21 protein-coding genes are annotated in these 16,688 nt (G+C 64.2%); 9 read left to right on the top strand and 12 right to left on the bottom strand.

Translation table 11 applies throughout. The annotated features are described in order from the left end of the window. Positions 1-6: 6 nt before the first annotated feature. The 10 genes from G520_RS0108035 to purM all read right to left on the bottom strand — a co-directional run bounded on the left by G520_RS0108035 (position 7) and on the right by purM (position 9,533). A complete protein-coding gene (locus tag G520_RS0108035; RefSeq protein WP_028535193.1) occupies positions 7-561 on the bottom strand; it encodes a hydrolase in 555 nt (184 codons plus the stop codon). A gap of 121 nt (positions 562-682) precedes the next feature. Then, complete coding sequence (locus tag G520_RS0108030; protein WP_028535192.1) at positions 683-1,927, bottom strand: uracil-xanthine permease family protein; 1,245 nt, start codon at positions 1,925-1,927, stop codon at positions 683-685. 103 nt (positions 1,928-2,030) lie between these two features. After that, positions 2,031-2,663: a uracil phosphoribosyltransferase gene (gene upp, locus G520_RS0108025; protein WP_028535191.1), complete on the bottom strand. Its 633-nt coding sequence runs from the start codon at positions 2,661-2,663 to the stop codon at positions 2,031-2,033. Positions 2,664-2,793: 130 nt separating this feature from the next. Continuing rightward, positions 2,794-3,603 (bottom strand): EAL domain-containing protein, encoded by an 810-nt coding sequence (locus G520_RS22120; protein WP_051229262.1) that lies wholly within the window; start codon positions 3,601-3,603, stop codon positions 2,794-2,796. A 79-nt stretch (positions 3,604-3,682) separates the two neighbouring features. Further along, positions 3,683-3,997, bottom strand: coding sequence for a Grx4 family monothiol glutaredoxin (gene grxD / locus G520_RS0108015; protein ID WP_028535190.1), 315 nt, complete (start codon positions 3,995-3,997; stop codon positions 3,683-3,685). Between the two features lie 98 nt (positions 3,998-4,095). Then, complete coding sequence (locus G520_RS22115; protein ID WP_051229261.1) at positions 4,096-5,382, bottom strand: chloride channel protein; 1,287 nt, start codon at positions 5,380-5,382, stop codon at positions 4,096-4,098. A 31-nt stretch (positions 5,383-5,413) separates the two neighbouring features. After that, positions 5,414-6,682 carry an RsmB/NOP family class I SAM-dependent RNA methyltransferase gene (locus G520_RS0108005; protein WP_211222786.1) on the bottom strand — a complete coding sequence of 423 codons (1,269 nt, stop codon included), beginning with the start codon at positions 6,680-6,682 and terminating at the stop codon, positions 5,414-5,416. Between the two features lie 2 nt (positions 6,683-6,684). After that, positions 6,685-7,755 carry a DUF3108 domain-containing protein gene (locus G520_RS0108000; RefSeq protein ID WP_028535188.1) on the bottom strand — a complete coding sequence of 357 codons (1,071 nt, stop codon included), beginning with the start codon at positions 7,753-7,755 and terminating at the stop codon, positions 6,685-6,687. Positions 7,756-7,761: 6 nt separating this feature from the next. After that, positions 7,762-8,400, bottom strand: coding sequence for a phosphoribosylglycinamide formyltransferase (gene purN, locus G520_RS0107995; RefSeq protein ID WP_028535187.1), 639 nt, complete (start codon positions 8,398-8,400; stop codon positions 7,762-7,764). 95 nt (positions 8,401-8,495) lie between these two features. Further along, a complete protein-coding gene (purM, locus tag G520_RS0107990; RefSeq protein ID WP_028535186.1) occupies positions 8,496-9,533 on the bottom strand; it encodes a phosphoribosylformylglycinamidine cyclo-ligase in 1,038 nt (345 codons plus the stop codon). 210 nt (positions 9,534-9,743) lie between these two features. Here purM and hda point away from each other — a divergent pair, with 210 nt between their 5' ends. From hda to G520_RS0107965, 5 genes are read left to right on the top strand one after another with little or no spacing between them, the layout of a single operon-like run. Continuing rightward, the gene (gene hda, locus G520_RS0107985; RefSeq protein ID WP_028535185.1) at positions 9,744-10,418 is read left to right on the top strand and encodes a DnaA regulatory inactivator Hda; all 675 of its coding nucleotides are present in this window, start codon (positions 9,744-9,746) and stop codon (positions 10,416-10,418) included. Beyond that, on the top strand, positions 10,415-11,080 hold the full coding sequence (locus G520_RS0107980) for a histidinol-phosphatase (RefSeq protein WP_028535184.1): 666 nt from the start codon (positions 10,415-10,417) through the stop codon (positions 11,078-11,080). The genes hda and G520_RS0107980 overlap by 4 nt, the downstream gene beginning before the upstream one ends. A gap of 10 nt (positions 11,081-11,090) precedes the next feature. Further along, a complete protein-coding gene (locus tag G520_RS0107975) occupies positions 11,091-11,960 on the top strand; it encodes an ATP-binding protein (protein ID WP_028535183.1) in 870 nt (289 codons plus the stop codon). A 2-nt stretch (positions 11,961-11,962) separates the two neighbouring features. Continuing rightward, positions 11,963-12,673 carry an NUDIX domain-containing protein gene (locus G520_RS0107970; RefSeq protein ID WP_028535182.1) on the top strand — a complete coding sequence of 237 codons (711 nt, stop codon included), beginning with the start codon at positions 11,963-11,965 and terminating at the stop codon, positions 12,671-12,673. Next, positions 12,667-13,092 carry a hypothetical protein gene (locus G520_RS0107965; RefSeq protein ID WP_246542729.1) on the top strand — a complete coding sequence of 142 codons (426 nt, stop codon included), beginning with the start codon at positions 12,667-12,669 and terminating at the stop codon, positions 13,090-13,092. Before G520_RS0107970 ends, G520_RS0107965 begins: the two co-directional genes overlap by 7 nt. Positions 13,093-13,101: 9 nt before the next feature. On the opposite strand, the gene ubiA is transcribed toward G520_RS0107965, so the two are convergent. Beyond that, the gene (gene ubiA, locus G520_RS0107960) at positions 13,102-13,929 is read right to left on the bottom strand and encodes a 4-hydroxybenzoate octaprenyltransferase (RefSeq protein ID WP_051229278.1); all 828 of its coding nucleotides are present in this window, start codon (positions 13,927-13,929) and stop codon (positions 13,102-13,104) included. A gap of 41 nt (positions 13,930-13,970) precedes the next feature. Continuing rightward, positions 13,971-14,489, bottom strand: coding sequence for a chorismate--pyruvate lyase family protein (locus G520_RS25345; protein ID WP_246542730.1), 519 nt, complete (start codon positions 14,487-14,489; stop codon positions 13,971-13,973). A 56-nt stretch (positions 14,490-14,545) separates the two neighbouring features. Here G520_RS25345 and G520_RS0107950 point away from each other — a divergent pair, with 56 nt between their 5' ends. The 4 genes from G520_RS0107950 to G520_RS22110 form a co-directional block, all read left to right on the top strand. Beyond that, entirely contained in the window at positions 14,546-14,911 is a 366-nt protein-coding gene (locus tag G520_RS0107950; protein WP_028535178.1) for a CidA/LrgA family protein, read from the top strand. Continuing rightward, positions 14,908-15,618 carry an LrgB family protein gene (locus tag G520_RS0107945; RefSeq protein WP_028535177.1) on the top strand — a complete coding sequence of 237 codons (711 nt, stop codon included), beginning with the start codon at positions 14,908-14,910 and terminating at the stop codon, positions 15,616-15,618. The genes G520_RS0107950 and G520_RS0107945 overlap by 4 nt, the downstream gene beginning before the upstream one ends. Before the next feature lie 42 nt (positions 15,619-15,660). Next, on the top strand, positions 15,661-16,128 hold the full coding sequence (locus G520_RS0107940) for a SixA phosphatase family protein (protein WP_246542731.1): 468 nt from the start codon (positions 15,661-15,663) through the stop codon (positions 16,126-16,128). Positions 16,129-16,276: 148 nt separating this feature from the next. Continuing rightward, positions 16,277-16,688 (top strand): phosphoketolase family protein (locus tag G520_RS22110; RefSeq protein WP_487042755.1); only part of this gene is annotated, 412 nt, incomplete at its 3' end.

Below are 16,688 nucleotides of genomic sequence, written 5' to 3'. Positions count from 1 at the left end.
TTGCCATCAGGACGGCTGTTCGCCCTGCAGATAACGTTTACTCAATGTCTTGAACTGTGCATCGCCGGCGCCGCGCAGCAGCTCGAAGAGTACCATTTCACGGCTGACCAGGATGGCGCCGGCGGCGCGCATTCTCTCCAGCGCCAGCGTATGGTCGAACCGGGAACGACTCGCGCAGGCATCGGCGACGACAAACACGGTCTTGCCCGTTGCCAGAAGGTCGATGACGGTTTGCAGTACGCAGACATGCGTTTCCATTCCGGCTACGATGATCTGTTCGCGTTCGAGCAGCGACTCGGGCAAGGCGGAAACCCGAACGCAGGAAAAGGCGACTTTTTCCAGTATCGGGGCGGCCGGTGCGATGGCCAGCAACTCCGGCCGGGTCCGCCCGAGTCCGGCCGGGTACTGTTCCGAGAATATCAGCGGCAGCCCACAGTCGTGGCTGACGCTGATCAACCATTGTGCGCGTTGCAGCAGGCCGGCGCAGTCTTCGACCGCCGGCAGCAGTTTTTCCTGGATATCGATGCAGAGCAGTACGGAGCGTGCGCGTTCGATCAGCATGGGGGTGACTCCCGCGAGTGGCAGTGGCGCACAGCATAGCGCAAGGGGGCGCGGGCGTCACCCGGTCGGGGGGAGGGCCGGAGAGCGCCGGCCATGCGGCTGCGGCGCCCCCGTGTCCGCGTCAGATGTCGCGGGCTTCAGCGATGCCCTCGTGGCTGCCTGAACGGCGTGGCAGGATCAAATTGAGCACGATGGCCATCACCGAGCACAGGCCGACGCCGGCGAGTCCGAAGCTGCCTATTTTCAGTTCCAGCCCACCGATGCCCGAGGTCAGCACCACCGAGATGATGACCAGATTGCGCGGCTCCATCAGATCGACCTTGGACTCGATCAGGGTTTTGAGACCGATCGAGGCGATGGTGCCGAACAGCAGAACCATGATGCCGCCCATGACCGGCATCGGGATGGATTGCAACAGGGCGTTGAATTTTCCGAAGAACGCCATGGCGATGGCAAAGGCGGCCGCCCAGGTCATGGTGACCGGGTTGAAGTTGCGAGTGATCATGACCGCGCCGGTGACTTCGGCATAGGTGGTGACCGGCGGGCCGCCGATCAGGCCGGCGATGCAGACGCCGAGGCCATCCCCGCACAGGGTGCGATGAAGGCCGGGCGCCTTGGTGTAATCCTTGCCCGTGACGCCGCCGATCGCCATGACGCCGCCGATATGCTCGATGGCCGGAGCGATAGCCACCGGCAGCATGAACAAGGCGGCGGCCCAGTTGACGGTGGGGGCGGCCAGCTGCGGCATCGCGAACCAGGGGGCGTTGACGATATGGGCGATGTCGACCACGCCGAGCGCCAGTGCGAGCAGATAACCGGCTATCACCCCGGCGAGAATGGGAATCAGCTTGACGATCCCGCGTGCGAAAATCGCCACCACGATGGTGGTTGCCAGCGACACGGCGGCCAGCAGCATCGCCGTGGGATAGGGCATCACCTGATGGCCTCCGGCCCGACCCATCGCCATGCTGGAGGCGGCGGTGGCGACCGACAGGCCGATGATCATGATGACGGGGCCGATGACCACCGGCGGCAGCAGGCGGTTGACGAGAGCCATGCCGCGCCAGCGGACGATCGCGGCGAAAACGAAGTACATGAAGCCCGCGCAGAACAGGCCGAACATGGTCGATGGCATGCCCCAGGTGTGGACCGAATAGATGATGGGGCCGATGAAGGCAAAGGACGAACCGAGAAAGATGGGGACCTGGCGGCCGGTGCAGAGCTGGAATACCAGGGTGCCGATACCGGCTCCGAGAAGAGCCATCGCCGGATTCAGACCGGTGAGCAGCGGCACCAGCACCAGTGCGCCGAAGGCGACGAACAGGATCTGGGCGCCGGAAACCGCCTGCTTCGCGTAATGAAACATATAGACTTCCTTATAGCGGGAGAGCGCGGGTAGGGGGCATGAAAACGCCGCTTGTCGCGCAGGCAAGCGGCGTGGGCGGCCCGGTAAACCGGGCGCAGGGTCGTCAGGCGTGCTTGGTGCCGAAGATCTTGTCGCCTGCGTCGCCGAGTCCGGGGATGATGTAGCCGTTTTCGTTCAGGTGGTCGTCGAGCGAAGCCGCATAAATCTGGACATCCGGATGCGCATCGGACACCGCCTTGACGCCTTCCGGCGCGGCAACCATGACCACGGCCTTGATCTGGCGGCAGCCCTTGCGCTTCAATAGCTCGATGGTGGCATTCATCGACCCGCCTGTTGCCAGCATCGGGTCGATGATCAACGCGATGCGTTCGTCGAGGCTGTCCACGAACTTGTCGAAGTAGGGCACCGGCTCCAGGGTTTCTTCGTTGCGATACAGGCCGACGACGCTGATCTTGGCCGAGGGAACCAGATCGAGCACCCCGTCGAGCATGCCGAGGCCGGCGCGCAGGATCGGAACGACGGTGACTTTCTTGCCCTTGATCTGTTCGACTTCGATCGGCCCGCACCAGCCCTGAATCGTGGTCGGTTCGAGTTCGAAGTCGCGGGTGGCTTCATAGGCGAGCAGGCGGGCCAGTTCCTGAGTCAGCTGGCGAAACTTCATCGTGCTGATGTCGCCTTCGCGCAGCAGCCCCAGTTTGTGTTGGACCAGGGGGTGTTTGACGACAGTGATGTTCATGCGAGTGTTCCCCACCTTGTAAAAAAGCTGTTTTCCCGGCGCGCACGGCATGGGAAAACAGCTCTTGGTATCGATTCGGTCACACGTCTCTCCCGGAGGTTGACGGGTGCAACAGGTATGGGGCCGCATTCTACCACGTCTTTCGGCTGTTGATCCATAATTCGACTTCCGCTTCCGCCATGGGGGGTGCGAACAAAAAACCCTGTGCGGCCTGGCAGCCGAGCGCACGCACCAGTTCGAGATCGGCCGTCTCCTCGATGCCGATGGCGACGGTTTCCATGCCTGCGCGCTTCCCCTGCATCAAGGCCGCGCTCAGCCATCTTCTGCGATGCGGATCCAGGCTTGCATGGAACACGATGGAGGGATCTATCTTGATCATGCTGAAGCGTTGGCGGTTCAGCGGCGAAACGACGCCCAGGCCGATGCCAAACTCGTCAATGGCCACGCCGATCGAGGCTCTGCGCAGCCAGACGAGCTGACGGTCGGCCAGATCCCAATCCTGGCTGAGCATGAATTCGGAGAATTCGAGGATCAGTTGACCGTTTTCCAGGCCCGCTTGCCTGAGCTGGGCAACGATCCAGGCGTTGAGATTCGGGCGGGTGAGAGACTGCAGCGGCATATTGACCGAGACGCGCACGGGGAGCCCGCCGTCCCGCCAGTGGCGACAGGCATGAAGGGCCTGGGCAAGCATCAGTTCCGACAGTGGGCGCAGCAGCCCGTGCTCGCGCATGGCGGGCAGGAAGCTGGCGGGGGGGAGCAGACCATGCGCGGGGTGTCGCCAGCGGGCCAGCGCTTCGAGCGAACTGATCCGGCCGTTGCTCAAGTCGATGACAGGCTGGAAATACGCGACGAACTGCCCGCCGGCCATGGCCTGGCGTATTTCGGCCTGCGATGGGGCGGGAGGGGCAAGACTCGCCGCGGCAGCCGGGCTTGCGTTCATGGCGGCGCGCCGGCATGGCCGGCGAAGAAAGGGATGGTTTCATTCTATGCCGCGCCGCGGCTTTTTTCTTGCTGACGACTCAGGCGAATTCTTTTAGCAAGGCCTGCAGTTCGCCTGACTGATACATCTCGGCCATGATGTCCGAGCCGCCGATGAATTCGCCCTTGACGTAAAGCTGGGGCACTGTCGGCCAGTTGGCGTAGTCCTTGATGCCCTGGCGGATGTCGGGATCGGCCAGTACGTCGACGGTGGCAAATTTGGCGACGCCACAGGCCTTTATCAATTGCACTGCACGCGAAGAAAAGCCGCACTGCGGGAACTGGGGCGTACCCTTCATATACAGTACGACCGGGGTGGAGCTGACTGTCTCGCGGATGGTTTCCTGAATGCTCATTATGGTTTTCCTTTGTACGCTACAAAATACCCGAGTGTTTCCATTGGGTATTTTACGTCCAGGCATTTGCTGCGGTCAATTTGCCTGCAAGCGAAGATTCAGACCAGAAATTTTTGGGCCAGATCGTGGTAGAGGCGAGTCTCGAAAACCCTGGCCACGCCCGCCGCGATCATGGCGGCGCCCAGCGTCGAGATCACCATGCCGTGGCCATCTGTCATTTCTATCATGATGATGGCCGAGGTGATCGGGGCGCGCGTCACCCCGGCGAGCATGGCCACCATCCCCAGGGCGATGATCTTGATGTGGACTTCCGGGGCGAACAGGGGGGCGACCCAACTGCCGAGCCCGGCGCCCAGCGACAGCGACGGCGCGAAAATGCCTCCGGGCAAACCGGTCAGGAATGTGGCCAGCAGGCCGACGAACTTGAGCGGAAGATAGGCCGCGCCCAGGTCGCCGCGGCCGGCGATGACGCGGCTGGTTTCGTCTGCACCGCTGCCGAATATCGGCAGCGCGAGTCCGCAGAGGGCGATGAGCAGGCCGCAGGCGGCAATGAAGCCATACGGGTGCCGCTGCCGCCAGCGGGCGACGCGGGCGGGCAGCCAGCGCGTCTGGTGCACGCACAGCCACGAGAACAGCCCGCCGATCAAGCCGCCGCCGACGGCGACCATGGCCATGGGCAAAACGATGGAAAAGGAAAAGGGCGGGACATGGATACGGCCGAAATAGGTGTAGTTGCCCAGTAGTGCGAGCGAGATGATTCCCGCGAGAATCACCGCCCCGATCGTGCGGCCGCTCGTGGTCTGCTCTATCGAGTTGGCCAGCTCTTCGAAAGCGAAAACGACGCCGGCCAGGGGGGTATTGAATGCGGCGGCGATGCCGGCCGCTCCCCCCGCGAGGATGAGATGACGGCGGAATGCGGCATCGTCCGGAACAAAACGGCGGCAGGCGTACATCAGTGCCGCACCTATCTGCACGGTCGGCCCCTCGCGTCCGAGTACGAAACCGCTGCCGACGCCCATGACGATGCCGACGAATTTGGCCAGAGCGATACGGGCGGACAGCAGACGCGCGGCGCGCGGGGTATCGGCCAGTTGCAGTGCCGCCAGTGCCTGCGGAATGCCGCTGCCTTCTGCGCCTTGCCCTATGCATGTCATCAGCCAGCGGATCAGCATGCCGCCGACGGGCAGGGCGAGGAAGGGCCACCACGGCCAACGCCCGGCCAGCAGCTGAAAGCCGTGAAATGCCGACTCGGATGCTTTCGCCAGGGCCACGGCCACCAGTCCGACCAGCGTGGCACCGCTCCAGAGCACGAGGGTGGCGCGGGTTTGAGAGGAGAAGAGGTCGAACCGGCGCTGAAGCCGGCTGGCAAGGGCTGTGACCTTCATCCCGGTCTCGCTGTCGTTATTTAAGGAAAGCCTAATTTACCACGGCTTCATCGACTTGTCGCGTGAGTACGGCGGCAAAAAACCCATCAGTGTTATGCAATTGTGGCTGCAGCTCCAGGTACTCGCCGATTTGCAGCGGAATTTTCTGATCCTGCAGCACCGTGTCGGCGCTGAGCAGGCTGAAGTCCGGATGGCGTTCGAGGAAGGCGGTGACGATGTCCTGATTTTCCTGCGGCAACAGGCTGCAGGTCGCATAGACGAGCCGGCCGCCCTTTTTGACCAAACGGCAGGCGCTGTCGAGAATGGCCGTCTGCTTGACGTTCAGCTCGGCGATGCTCTCCGGCGACTGGCGGAACTTGAGGTCGGGGTTGCGGCGCAAGGTGCCGAGCCCCGAGCACGGGGCGTCGACCAGTACCCGGTCGGCCTTGCCGGCCAGGCGCTTGATGCGCGCGTCGTTCTCATGCGCGAGGACTTGCGGATGGACATTGGACAGGCCGGAGCGCGCGAGGCGGGGCTTGAGGTTGGTCAGCCGCTTTTCCGATACGTCGAACGCGTACAGGCGTCCGGTCGACGCCATCTGTGCGCCGAGCAGCAGGGTTTTGCCGCCTGCGCCGGCGCAGAAGTCGACGATCATTTCGCCGCGGCGTGCGCCGCACAACAGTCCGAGCAACTGGCTGCCTTCGTCCTGGACTTCGATGGCCCCGCTCTTGAACAGCTCATGCTTGTTGATCGAGGGCTTGCCCTTTACGCGGATGCCTATCGGAGAATACGGGGTGGGCGCGCACTCGATTCCGCTGCGGGCGAGTTCGCGCAGCGCTTCGTCGCGTTTCATCTTGAAGGTGTTGACGCGCAGATCGAGCGGAGCGCTCTGCATCAGCGCGCGTCCGAGCGCCTGGATGTCGTCGGCGCTCTTGCCTTGCAGCCGCTCTATGACCCAGGCCGGTAGTTCGGCCTGAATCGCGAGATCGTCCGGCAGTGCCTTGCCTTTCAGTTCGGAGATCCAGGTTTTTTCCTCTTCCTTGACCGAGGGGCCGAATTCTTTAAGATTCAGGCCGCGTACGCGCGACAGGGTCGCCAGAGTCAGCTTGCGCGGCGTCGCCTTTTGCGGGGCGATCAGCGCGGTGAGCTGGCCCAGATGGCGCAGACAGGCGAAAGCCGTTTCGGCGATGACATGGCGGTCGCTCGAGCCGATCTGCTCGTTCTGGCGGAAATAGGCCGACAGCACGACGTCGGCCGGTTTGTCGAAGCGGATCATCAGACCCAGTACGGTTTCGATATGGCTGAGCAGCGTGGGATGCATGATTATTTGAATTTCCTGTCATGGGGGTCGGGCAAGTCCCATTCGGTCTTGCCGTTGATTTCTATCTTTCTGGCGCGCAAGTCGACATCCACATTACCGCTGAAGTGGATGCGAACCGGCTGATTGGCGTAATCGGGTGCCAGCCAGAATTCGATACGGGTGTCGCCGCCCTGCTCCTGGGCGCGCAGGATGACGACGTGTATTTTTTTGCCGTCGGCGAGGTAGTCGCTTTCGCCGACGGCATGCAGCGTGGCCGGGTAGACCTTGCGGCCATTGGTGATGTGCAACTCGCTCGCGTCTCCTTCGGCGCCGAGCAAAGCGACCTGGTAAATGATGCTCAACATGTCCTGCGTGCCAGCGTGCAGCGGGGACGTGTCGTTGTCGCCGAGAGACAGCGTTTTTTCCGGCCACGAAAAACGGGCGAGTCCGGTGGTGTTGCCATTGCGCATGGCGGTGAAACTGTCGGGTTTGAGTCCGCCGCGCCCCAGGCTGCCTTCCGAACGATAGCGTATCGAGAACCAGGCGATATTGGCCACGGTCTCAAGGGAGTAGCGTTTGCCTTCGCGTTCCCAGTCCAGGGTTGCGATCCCGACATTGTTCACCCAATAGCGCAGTCTGGCGCTATTGGGAAAATGCTTGAGATGCGCGATCGAAGCCGGAGCCGCATCGTCCGTCGCGTCTGAGGCGGGGGCCGAGGCGCTTGTCGCGCCCGCCGTCGCTGCGGCCTCCGCCAGCGGCGCACTGCTGCTTTGCGCGGCGCTCGCGCCTGTCTGGGCGAGCGCTTGCGAGGCGGCCTCGCGGCGAACGCCATGCGTGTCCCTGCGCTCGGCGGCCGGAGCGGGCGGAGCCGCTGCAGCCGTCAGCGAGAAGCTGCCTTTCGGCGGCGCCACGGGGGTCGGCACCGGCTTGGGCGCCGGGTCCAGCGTCAGTGCCTGCAGGCGCGCGGTCAGCGGCTTGAGCGCGGTTTCCTGCTGCTCGCTGCGGGCGAGCGGCAGCAGGTCGAAGCCCAGTACAGCCAGATGCACCCCCAGGGAGAGTGCGAGGGCCATCAGGATCGGAGCGCGGCGCGGCATGTCGGCTCAGTTCCCGGGACACGTCAGCTGCGCGCCGGCATCGTCGTTTGCAGTGTCGAGGCAGACCTTGCCGTCGCTCAGACGGAGGCGGCCGTCGGCAAAGCGGGCGATCGCGCGCGGGTAGAGAATGTGCTCGAGCTCGAGCACGCGCGCGGCCAGCGTCTCCGGATCGTCGTCGTCCAGCACCGGTACGGCGCCCTGGGCGATGATCGGGCCGTGGTCGAGCTCGGCCGTGACAAAGTGCACGGTGCAGCCGGCCAGTCTGCAACCGGCCTCCAGCGCGCGTCTGTGGGTGTCGAGGCCGGTGAAGGCGGGCAGCAGCGAAGGATGGACGTTGATCATCCTGCCCTGATAGTGGCGGGTGAAGGCGGCGCCGAGGATGCGCATGAAGCCGGCCAGCACCACGAGGTCGGGAGCGAATCCGTCTATCGTCGCCGCCAGTTCGCGGTCGAAGGCGTCGCGCGAGGCGAAGGCCCTGTGATCGAGGCAGGCTGTCGCGATGCCGCGTTCGCGTGCGAACGCGAGGCCGGCCGCGTCCGGACGGTTGGATATCACCGCTCCGATGCGCACATTGGCGATGTCGGCGTCGACAATGGCGCGCATATTGGAGCCGCGCCCGGAAATCAGGATGACGATGGTCTTCATTATCGATTTATAGCGCCCGTGTCCGCGAGCGGATACGGCTGATGAAAGACGCCGCCGACACGGATGCCGGCGGCGCATGGGCGTACCGGCAGGACTCAGACGATTTGCGTCTGATGTTCGCTGTCGGCGCGCGCGCGGATACGGCCGATGGTGTAGACCGTTTCGCCGTGTTGCGCGAGCAAGTCGGCCGCCTTCGCCGCGTGTTCGGGGGCGACGATGACCACCATGCCGATACCGCAGTTGAAGGTGCGGTACATTTCCTGCGCGTCGATCTGTCCTTGCTGCTGCAGCCAGGCAAAGAGCGGCGTCTGCGGCCAGCTCGCGGCGTCGATCTGCGCCACGACGTTGTCGGGCAGGACGCGCGGGGTGTTTTCGGTGATGCCGCCGCCGGTGATGTGGGCCATGCCCTTGACCGGGAGGGCCGCCATCAGGGCCAGCAGCGGTTTCACGTACAGCCGCGTCGGGGCGATGATCGCATCGCGCAGGGTGGTCGCGCCGTCGAAGGGGGCGTCCAGATCGGGCGCGGCGCGTTCGATGATCTTGCGCACCAGCGAGAAGCCGTTGGAATGGACGCCGTTGGACGCCAGGCCCAGTACGACGTCGTCCGGGCGGATGTCGCGGCCGGTGATGACGCGCGATTTTTCCACCACGCCGACCGCAAAACCGGCCAGATCGTACTCGCCGGCCGGGTACATGCCCGGCATTTCGGCGGTCTCGCCGCCGATCAACGCGCAACCCGACTGCTCGCAGCCGGCGGCGATGCCTTTGATCACTTCGGTGGCCTGTGCGACGTCAAGCTTGCCGCAGGCGAAGTAGTCGAGGAAGAACAGCGGCTCTGCGCCCTGCACCAGAATGTCGTTGACGCTCATGGCGACCAGATCGATGCCGACCGTGTCGTGGCGTTGCCATTCGAAGGCCAGCTTGAGCTTGGTGCCGACACCGTCGGTGCCGGACACCAGGACCGGTTCCTTGTACTTCTTGGATATTTCCACCAGTGCGCCGAATCCACCGATTCCGCCCAGCACTTCCGGACGCATTGTGCGCTTGGCATAGGGTTTGATGTTTTCGACGAGCGCGTCGCCGGCATCGATATCGACACCGGCATCGCGATAACTGAGGGACGGGGTATTCAAGGGCGACTCGCTTTCTGCTCACGTGATAGTTTTACATCAAGCTTCCATTGTTCGAAAGCGCCTGTATTTTAACCGATTTTTCGCGAAAACGCTGCATCCGCCAGCGCGCCTTGTATTTCCCGGCAGGAATAAGCGGGCTATTCTTTCGCGAAATGTGCCGTTCAGCGTAAAATCGCTATATGACTCATCATTTTATGCCCTCCCGAGATTTTGGATCAGCTCGTACTTGACCTCGCTCCGGTTCCGCTGCCCGCTTTCGATAATTTCGTAGCCGAGCGCAACCGCGAAGTGATCGCCGCCCTGACCCATGAAGGGGATGAGCGCTTCATCTATCTGTGGGGTGAGCCCGGCAGCGGAAAAACGCATCTGCTGCAAGCGTGGATCGCTTATGCCGAAGCGCTCGGACGCGCCTCGATCTATCTGGACGCGCAAAGCGAACGCCTTCCCGATTTCGCACGCGAAGCCAGTTTCATCGCCGTCGACCATGTCGACGAGCTCGACCCCGACGACCAGATCACCCTGTTTTCGATTTACAACTCGCTCAAGGAGAGTGGCGAGGGAAGGCTGTTGATGGCGGGACGCCATCCGCCCATTGCGCTGGGCGTGCGCGACGACTTGCGCACCCGGCTCGGCTGGGGGCTGGTGTTCGAGGTCAAGGCCCTGTCAGACGCCGAGAAGCTGGCAGCCCTGCATGCGCACGCGGCGCGACGGCAATTGGCGATACCGGACGATGTGTTCCGCTATCTGCTCACGCACTGGCGGCGCGACCTGACGAGCCTGATCGCCATGCTCGACATGCTCGACCGCTATTCGTTGGCCTTGCGCCGCCCGATCACGGTGCCGCTGGTCAAGAACGTATTGCAAACGACACGAACGGAATCATGAATCTCGCACTCTTCGACCTCGACCACACATTGATAGCCGGCGACTCCGATTCGGAGTGGCCGAAATTCCTGACCCAGCGCGGCCTGTTGAACGAAGCGCACCAGCGGCAAAGCGAAGCCTATTACCGGCAATACCTCGACGGCACGCTGGACATCGATCGCTTTCTGGCCTTCCAGCTCAAGCCGCTGGCAAGCTTCGAGCGCACCGAGCTCGACGCCCTGCATGCGGAGTACATGCGCGAGCATATTCTGCCCATCATCCCGGACAAGGCCCGTGCCATCCTCGCCGCACACCAGGCGGCGGGCGATGTCATCGTGATCGTGACGGCGACCAACCGCTTCATCACCGAACCGATCGCGCGCGAGCTTGGCGTCGAGAATCTGATCGCCATCGAACTGGAGCAGGATGAGGCTGGCAATTTCACCGGCCGGCCGAGCGGCGTGCCGAGCTTCCGCGACGGCAAGATCGTGCGCGTCGAGGCGTGGCTGGCCGAGCGCGGCGAGACGCTGGCGTCTTACGAAAAAGTATTTTTCTACAGCGATTCGCACAACGATCTGCCGCTGTTGTCGCGCGTGAGCCATCCGGTTGCGGTCGATCCCGACTCCGCTTTGCTGGCGCACGCGACGCGACAAGGCTGGCCCGTCATCTCGCTGCGCGATTGAGGAGAGGATCATGGACGCTCTGGAGCAGTTCCTGCTGCGCGCCGAAGCCTTGCTCGCCCGGGTGGAAGCGGTGCTGCCGCCGGTCGCGACCGCGCCCGATTGGGATGCCCCGGCTTTCCTGTGGCGGCGGGTCGGCGGCCGCGGCGCGCTGATCGCCGTGCACGAGCCTCATACCGTGGACATGGCTCGGCTGACCCATATCGACCGGCAACGTGCGCAATTGCTGCGTAACACGCGCCAGTTCGTCAAAGGCAAACCTGCGAACAACGTGCTCCTCACCGGCGCGCGCGGCACCGGCAAATCGTCGCTGATCAAGGCGCTGCTTCCCGAGTTCGCCGCCCAGGGGCTACGCCTGATCGAGATCGACAAATCACAGCTGTCCGATCTGCCGGACGTTGTCGAGTGGGTGTCGGGGAGGGCCGAGCGTTTCATCCTGTTCTGCGACGATCTGTCGTTCGAAGAGGGGGATGACGGCTACAAGGCACTCAAGGTCGCGCTCGACGGCGGCATCAGCCATCGCACCGAGAATCTGCTGGTGTATGCGACCTCCAATCGCCGTCATCTGCTGGCGGAGCGGATGTCGGAGAATCGCGAAGGCTGGGCCCGCGACGGCGAAATCCATCCGGGCGAGGCGACGGAGGAAAAAGTGTCGCTCTCCGACCGCTTCGGCTTGTGGCTGTCGTTCTATCCTTTCGATCAGGAGGCCTATCTGGCCGCCGTGGCGCAATGGCTCGCGCATTTTTCGCTGTCTCTCGACGCGACGGCCGAGCGTGCGGCTCTGCAATGGTCGCAGCAGCGCGGCAGCCGGAGTGGCCGCGTTGCATGGCAGTTCGCCTGCGACTGGGCCGGACGCGGCGCGCGCGAACGCAAGGCGGATTGAGCATGAAAAAAATAGTCGAAGTGGTCGCCGGCGTGCTTCTGGCGGGCGACGGCCGTTTCCTGCTTGGCAGCCGCCCCGCCGGCAAGCCGTATGCCGGCTACTGGGAGTTCCCGGGCGGCAAGATCGAGGCGGGCGAGACGCCGCTGGCCGCGCTGGCGCGCGAGCTGGACGAGGAGATGGGAATCGCCGTCACCGAGGCCACGCCGTGGCTGACGCGCCGTCACGACTATGAGCATGCGCGCGTGAATCTGCGCTTTTTTCGCGTGAGCGGCTGGCGCGGCGAGTTCGAGGCGCGCGAAGGGCAGCGCTTCGCCTGGCAGTGGCCGGGCCGGGTCGATGTCGAGCCGGTGTTGCCGGCGAACGGGTCTATTCTGAAATCGCTGCAATTGCCCTCCATCCTGTCCGGGCCGTTCGGCGCCGGCGAGCTGCTGGACGCGGCCCGCCTGATGACGCTGACCCGGCGCCCGCCCGGGGAATGGGTCGGCGCCCGTATCGCGACGCGCGAGCAGCTTGACCGGGCCGCACGGCTGGAGCTGGATTACGTCGTGCTGGAAAGCCAGGACGGGGCCTTGGCCTGGCCGGCGTTCGACGCCATCCTGGCCGATGGCATTCCGCTGCCGGTGTTCGCCGGCGGCGGACTCGTTGCGGCGGATCTCGGACTCGCGCACAAGCATGGGGCGCACGGTATCGCATCCGGCCCCTTCGCATGCTGACGGCCAAGCAGAAAAAATATGCCGTGTTCGGCCTGGCGTTGTTGATGCTGGCGGCGGTCAAGTTTGCCTTGATCGGCTGGTATCTGCATTCGCGTAGCGCCGTGGCCGCCGTGCAGACGGTGAGCTGCAAGGATGCGGTATGTGCCCTGCCCGGCGGCGGACGTCTGCGTTTCGTCACGCCCCCGCGCCATGGCCAGGCGTTCGAGCTGCGCGTCGAAGGCGTGGAGACGAAGAGCGCGACAGCCGAGTTCACCATGCGCGATATGGACATGGGCTTCAACCGCTACCGCTTCGTCAAACAGCCGGCCGCGTGGCAGGCGCGCGTGATGCTGCCCCTGTGCGTGACCGGGCGGCGCGAATGGACGATGACGCTGATCCTGGACGATGCGCGCTACCGGTTGCCGTTCCGGGTCGACTGAGCGCCTGCCTCAGCCCTTCAGCGCGTAGTCGGCGGCCAGGGCCAGAAAAATCACCCAACCCACGCGGTTATTGTCGAGAAAGGCCTTGAAGCAGAGCGCGCGATCCCGCCCCCTGATGTCCAGATACTGTTTGCCTATCAGCAGCGCCGCTGCCGCGAGCCCCAGGTAATAGACCGCTCCCCGTCCGCTCATGCTGCCGACGACGCTCATCAGGCCGAGAAAGAGCGCGTGGCACAGCATGACCGCTTGGGCATCGAAACGCCCGAAGGTGATGGCCGAGGTGTGGAGGCCGATCTTGATATCATCCGGTTTGTCGGCCATGGCGTAGGCGGTGTCGTAGGCTATGGTCCAGAATGCGGTGGCCAGCAGCAGTATCCATGCGATCGGCGGCAGGGTGTCGAGCACGGCGGCGAAGCCCATCGGAATGCCGAAGGCGAAGGCCAGCCCGAGCCAGGCCTGCGGCAGCGGGAAAAACCGCTTGGTGAAAGGGTAGACGACGGCGATCAGCACGGCCACCGCACTCAGTTGCAAGGTCAGCCGGTTGAGCGGCAGTATCAGCAAGCCGGCCAGCAGAGTCAGGCCCGCCGCCAGCAGCAGCGCTTCGCGTTTGCCGACGGCGCCGCGCGCGAACGGACGGTTGCGGGTGCGTTCCACCCGCGCATCGAAATGGCGATCGGCATAATCGTTGACGACGCAGCCGGCCGAGCGCGTCAAAAAAGTCCCGATCGTGAAAATGGCGACGATGGCGAGCGGCGGGTGGCCGCGGGCGGCGATCCATAGTCCCCAGTAGGTCGGCCACAGCAGCAGCAGGGTGCCGATCGGCTTGTCGATGCGCATCAACTGGCCATAGGCGAGCAGGCGTTGCTTGAGTGCCGGGTTCACAGGAAGGTCTCCAGCGCGGGAAGGAAGGCTTCGCACACATACAGCGGGCGGCCGGCGAGTTCGAAACCGCAGCGCCGGGCCGGGACCGCATCGGCGACGCCGAGGGCGGCGGCGCGCGCGTGCCATGGATGGGCGGGAGTCAGCATCGTGTAATGCAGGCGCTGGCGGACGATGGGCCGCCCCTCGCCGAACAGGGTCAGTCCGAGCGAGCGGGCGCCGCGGTCGAGAATCGGCAGCCACTGCGGGCAGTCTTCCCGGCACAGGCTGCGTGCGATGACCACCGGAACGTCATCCAGCGTCAGTGTCACCTGTCGCGCCCACAGTCGCTTGCCGTCGCCGAACAGGCCGCATTCGTCGGGGTGGGGGACGACCGAACCCAGTGCCTGCAGCTCGACGGCGAAGCGATGCCCGCTCGCTCGCAGGCGTTCGGTCAGCGAACCGGGTTCGGTCAGGCAACCGAGTACTTTCGGCGGAGCCGCCGGCGGGGTAGTCTGCCAGTATGAATCGATAATCATGCGCGTCATTATGCCAAACGATGCTGTCGCTGTCGTGGGCGCGCCGGGGAGAAACAATGCTTGAGACGTTGACCTGGCTGATCGCCTACCAGGTTGTGGGAGAAGTCGTGTGCCGCGGGCTGGGCTGGCCGTTGCCGGGCCCGGTGCTCGGTATGGTGCTGCTGTTTATCACCTTGTGCGTACGCCGCACCATACCGGACACGCTCAAACGGCATGTGCCGGGACTCCTGAGTCATATGTCGCTGTTGTTCGTGCCGGTCGGCGTCGGCGTCATGGCCTACCGCGACTTGTTGACCGGTTACGGCTGGCAGTTGGCGGCGATCGTCATCGTGGCGACGGCAGTGACATTGCTGTCGTCGGCGCTGCTGCTGCATTTTCTGCTGGCGCGCCGCCAGCGCACGCATGCGCGGAGCGCGGCATGAACGCCGCCGTGACCTGGTTGCACACCTCGCCGCTGACCGGCTTGCTGCTGACCCTGCTGGCGTACCGGCTGGCGGTCTCTGTCAATCGTCGCTGCCGCGGCAACCCGTTGAGCAACAGCGTGCTGGTCGCGGTACTTCTCGTGGTGGCGGCGTTGCAAATCGGCGGCATCCGTTACGACGAGTACATGCAGGGGGCCCGTTTCATCCATTTGTTGCTTGGGCCTGCTACCGTGGCACTGGCCATCCCCTTGTACGATAACCTGGCGCGTCTCAAGCGCGCAGGCGGCGCCCTGGCGTTGACCTTGTTCGGCGGTGGTCTGATCGGTATCGTCAGCGGAACCGTGCTCGGCCGCGCGATGGGCTTGCCGCGTCAGGCCGTGTTGTCGCTGATGCCGCGCTCGGTCACCACCCCGATCGCGATGGGGGTGGCCGAGAGCATAGGCGGAATACCGGCCCTGGCGGCGGCACTGGTGATTCTGACCGGCATCGTCGGCGCCGTGATGGTTCGCCCGCTGCTGTACCGCTTCGGTTTGAAGGATGACCGGGTCCTGGGTTTTGCTACCGGTATCGCCGCACATGGTGTGGGAACCGCGCGGGCGTTTCAGTTGTCGGAAACGGCCGGGGCATTCGCCGGCCTGGCCATGGGGCTGAATGGTTTGCTAACGCCGGTGCTGGTGCCCATGCTGGTGGGCTGGCTGGTCGCTTGACGCTGCTGTGGCGTCGGGCACGCAGTGCTAAAAGGAAAAATAATGATGGACCTCATTCTGTGGCGACATGCCGAGGCCGAAGAGGCTTCGAGCGATATGGGACGCGCGCTGACGCGCCGGGGACAGTTGCAGGCCAGCCAGATGGCGGCCTGGTTGCGCGACCGCCTGCCGCGCGATTTCACGTTGATCGCATCGGAGGCGGTGCGGGCGCGACAGACGGCGGCCTGCCTGGTGAAAAGCTTCGAAGTGTGTCCCGAAATCAACCCGGGAGCGGAGCCCGCGGCGGTTCTGCAGGCGGTGGGCTGGCCGCAGCGCGGCAAGACGGTGGTGCTGGTCGGGCACCAGCCCTATCTGGGTTCGCTGGTGTCGGAGCTGTTATGCGGCAGCGCGCAGGACTGGAGTTTCAAGAAGGGGGCGATCTGGTGGATTTCGCATCGCGAGCGGCATGGCATAGAGCAGATCAGACTCAAAGCCATGCTCGCGCCTGGGCTGCTGACAGGGGAAGAATAGGGCGAAAATGACGGGCGGGTGACAGTTGATTTACGTCAGAGGGCGGGGTCGCCTTCGGCCTATACTGGCAGTTCCACACCGCCGCGGGGATGACGGCGGTGCTCGTGACAAGCTTGTTTCGATACAACCCACACAAGAGAGAACGACCGTGGCTCAATCAACGCTGGCACCAGAACAACTCGACCGCATGCACGCCTACTGGCGCGCGGCCAACTACCTGTCCGTCGGACAGATCTATCTGATGGCGAACCCGCTGCTGCGGGAACCGCTCGTGCGCGAACACGTGAAACCGCGCCTGCTCGGGCACTGGGGCACCACGCCGGGGCTGAACTTCCTCTACGTCCACCTCAACCGCGTGATCAGCCAGCGCGAACGGGAAATGATCTACATCACCGGCCCCGGCCACGGCGGTCCGGGCCTGGTGGCCAACAGCTGGCTCGAAGGCAGCTATTCGGAGATCTATCCGAACATTTCGCAAGACGGCGAAGGGATGCGCAAGCTGTTCAAGCAGTTCTCCTTCCCCGGCGGGATCCCCTCGCATGTGGCGCCGGAAACGCCGG

It is taken from the genome of Paludibacterium yongneupense DSM 18731 (assembly GCF_000422925.1).
GTDB classification, from domain to species: Bacteria; Pseudomonadota; Gammaproteobacteria; order Burkholderiales; family Chromobacteriaceae; genus Paludibacterium; species Paludibacterium yongneupense.
The sequence above is the reverse complement of the archived record's forward strand: the minus strand, read 5'-3'. Positions and strand labels throughout refer to the sequence as shown.